The organism is Legionella sp. (assembly GCF_965140895.1).
Classification (GTDB): domain Bacteria; phylum Pseudomonadota; class Gammaproteobacteria; order Legionellales; family Legionellaceae; genus Legionella.
Genome location: NZ_CBCSKT010000062.1, coordinates 1 through 3415 on the forward strand (window position 1 = coordinate 1; position 3415 = coordinate 3415).

Sequence of the window (3415 nt, forward strand, 5' to 3'; positions counted from 1 at the left end):
TCAACTCCAGAGGAACCCTTATTCGCTTTGACTAGCTTAAATGCCTTCCATACGAACACCTTGGGAATATCAAATGGGTTTTTTTTATCCAACTCTTATCCTCTTGTCGAGTTTTGAGGGTGATAACCTCATCTAACGCCGTCCCTTCGTTCTACTTCCATTACAGAAGTTTCAACACGACTACAGACAGCTCCGCCACAGTACCTGGCATCGATACTCTCACTCTTGGAGTTTTAATCCTTGAGTTTCTCTCTTTGCATTCAGATGACTGCTTCCCGTAGTTCCACATAAAAGCCCAAACTAGAATCGTGCCATCTCTACACCGAACGCCACATATACAGTAAGCAGGTGTCCTATATGTTTATCCCAAGATGAAGTCGAGATCTTGGTTTTGACGTTGTTTTCGACTACCATTGCTCTTTACAACAGCAGCTTAAGGTGATTTGTAGCCGGCTCCTGTAAGCGGACTACGGCGGGTCTGCCGCCATCTCTTATGTAGCTTCGCTACGGCACACCGATCTCCTGTCGCACACGGAAAGGTACTCTAAGCAGACACATGTCCTATTTGGGTAAGAATATATGAATTTGATCAGTGCCCCATGTAGGTATTTTTAAATCTTAAAAATCTTTTACATGCACATTTCGCAACTTACCCCCTAGAACAATATACCCGATTCAATAAGCAACCGACTTTGTGAGTGTTTTGTACCATCCCAACCAAAGGCAGAGCCCGCAGTAATATTATTCGCCAGCACGAGAGAGGCTTCACCGCGTGTGAAAAAGATTCCTCGTTGGTAAGTTGGTGTTAGCGTTAGTGACCAAGCATTACTGCCAGAACCATAGGCTACATTGGTCCCACCTGTTGTATCAATGTATTCTGCGCGGGCAGTAATGCTCCAATGGGTATTGAAAACAAATTTTGTCGCTAAGGCAACACCATAAGTCGATGCAGAGTCAAGTAACCCGACACTTGGATCTTTAGGGACATGAGTAAATTGTAATGTAGGACTTATCGTCAATCCGCCATATGTATAAAAATAAATCAAATCGTAAATCTGACTGTTATTCTGCGCTAATGGAGTTACAAGACTGAATTGGTTGTCATGTTTTATATTACCTGAAGCTACTACGCTTAAGCTATTTTTTGAATTAATAGTATAAGTCACCAACCCCGAAAGCCAGTTAAGCCGTCCAGAATAAAAGCCATCGCTTAAAGCAATCGAGCCACTGAAAGCTCCTTGGTTGTAGTTCATTTGCACGCCACGATTGAGATCGTTAGTCTGATTCCATAGTAGTCCACGCTCAATATTAAAATTTTGGAATGTAAAGTTATTTTCATTGCCGATGAGCGTGAATAACTTGCCAGCCATTATTGAAAAATTATCACTAGGATCTAATTTGATGAAAGCTATTGGAACGGGGCCAAAAAAATCACGAGTCATATCGTCCATGCGCAGATAAGGGGTACCAAGAGCTGGTAAAGAATAGCCTCCTGCCTGAACATAGAACTGCACTAAACCTTTAGTATTTTGAATAAATAGCTGGGCATTATCTAAATCGAGTAGTGAGTTAGGATTTCTCACAACAGGATTATTTTGCCACAGGGCAAGAGCGCTTATGGTGCCGTTGATATAAATCTTTTGGAGAGGACCAGCTTCGATGTAAAATGGATTGGGATTAGCAAGTAGTGGGTCTGTCATCGTAGGGTAGGGTAAAGAAATTGAAGTCGTTTCATTTTTTGTAGTTTTAGCCCAGGTTGGCATTATTAGAAAACTAAAAGAGGTATAAAATAAAATTTGAACAATCGATCCGTTCATATTATTCTGGGGTTAAATATCGATAAAAACTGGTACGAGATATTTTAAGAGTCTTACAAATATCATCAATACTCATACCATGATTTTTATGCATACGTTTGGCTGTAAGTACCTTTGGATTATCTGATGCAATTTTTTTTCTTTCACCGCGTCTACCTCTAGCACGTGCCGCATCTAAATCGGCTCTGGTTCTTTCTTGAATTAATCGTCGTGCACATTGCGCAAGAGAAGAAAAAATATTAACAATCAATCCTCCTGAAGCTGTCGTTGTATCAATAGCACCATCGCAGAGAGACCTAAATCTTATTCCTTTTTTTCCTAGATCCTCAACTAATGTCACTAAATGAGCCATTGAGCGACCTAATCGGTCTAATCGCCATACCAAAAGAGTATCACCAGACTTTAATTCGGCTATGCACTTATCCAAACCAGGTCTTTCAGTACGTACCCCAGAAATTTTATCAATGAATATTTCATTTTTTGTACAACCAGCTGTTTCAAGTGCGTTGAGTTGTAATTGAACATCCTGATCATTCGTGCTGACACGAGCGTATCCTACTAATTTTGTCATGATATTTTCTCATAATTAGATGATAAATCCGGAAAATAATATTTTGTTTACTAAGATGGATAGATAATACTCTTGGCGACTTAAAAATCCTATAGCTTTTTTCTTTGTGGTCGTGCCGCTCTTTTTTTTTCATGCTCTCTTTAAGCAACGAAATGAAAGGTGATCATCCCTCGAATAGCCGGACACCTTGTTTAAGAGATATAATCTCATCAACAAGGAGTAATCATGGTAAGACAAGTTGATACAAAAGAGTTCAAAATTAAAGCTCTTGAACTACTGGAATCAAGTAACAAACCGCCAGAGAGCTTGGTGTAGCAGAAAATAACCGATATAACTGGCGCAAACAATACCGTCTCAAACAAGAGAAAGTATTCCCAAATCAACCTCAATTAAATGAAAAAGACTTAGAATTAAAGCGATTGAAAGCAGGCGTAGCGGAGCTGGAAGAAGAGCGAGAAATATTAAAAAAGGCGTCAGCCTGTGTGCCACAGGCACACCAATAATATTCAATCCTTGAATATTATTTTGGTAAAGCTATAAGGAAGATGATGGTAGACACCATCGGTGAAGCGTCGTTAGCTTTAAACACAGTATCAAAACCAAGAGTTTAGGCTGTATTCTGGGATAAATTTGCGGGTAGACCTGAAGGCTGCGCAAGTGGTACTCGGCGTGAAGATGGCGTGAGTCTAGTCTGGGCTTTCTTATGGAGCTGTGGGAACCAGTCGTTTTGATGATAAGGGAGAAATCCAAGTGACACATTCACAAGGATGAGAGTACCGATGCAAAGCACTGGGACGGAACAGCTCGTAGTAGCGAGGAATTCACTGTAATGGTGATGGAGCAAAGGGGCTGTGCTAAGCCGTCTAATTCAATATTCAACTGATTCGCTCAGGAGGAAATAGTTGGAAAAGACAAAACCATTTAACATTCCGCACCAAATAATCGATTAGTTCCGAATTAGCTAACAGTATAATTTTTTACCACCAGTAAGTTGACTCACGTTCTGTATCATCTCCTTAAGCGGAAG

The 3415-nt window shown here is 40.4% G+C and carries 2 protein-coding genes and 1 pseudogene; 1 reads left to right on the forward strand and 2 read right to left on the reverse strand.

Annotation, left to right across the window (positions count from 1 at the left end):
- Window positions 1-656: 656 nt before the first annotated feature.
- Window positions 657-1817, reverse strand: coding sequence for an outer membrane beta-barrel protein (locus ACQY7T_RS08255; protein WP_428412558.1), 1161 nt, complete (start codon window positions 1815-1817; stop codon window positions 657-659).
- A 1-nt stretch (window position 1818) separates the two neighbouring features.
- Window positions 1819-2388 (reverse strand): recombinase family protein, encoded by a 570-nt coding sequence (locus ACQY7T_RS08260; protein ID WP_428412559.1) that lies wholly within the window; start codon window positions 2386-2388, stop codon window positions 1819-1821.
- 305 nt (window positions 2389-2693) lie between these two features.
- On the opposite strand from ACQY7T_RS08260, the pseudogene ACQY7T_RS08265 reads away from it, so the two are divergent.
- Window positions 2694-2891: pseudogene (locus ACQY7T_RS08265) on the forward strand (transposase); the annotation flags it as partial.
- Window positions 2892-3415 lie beyond the last annotated feature (524 nt).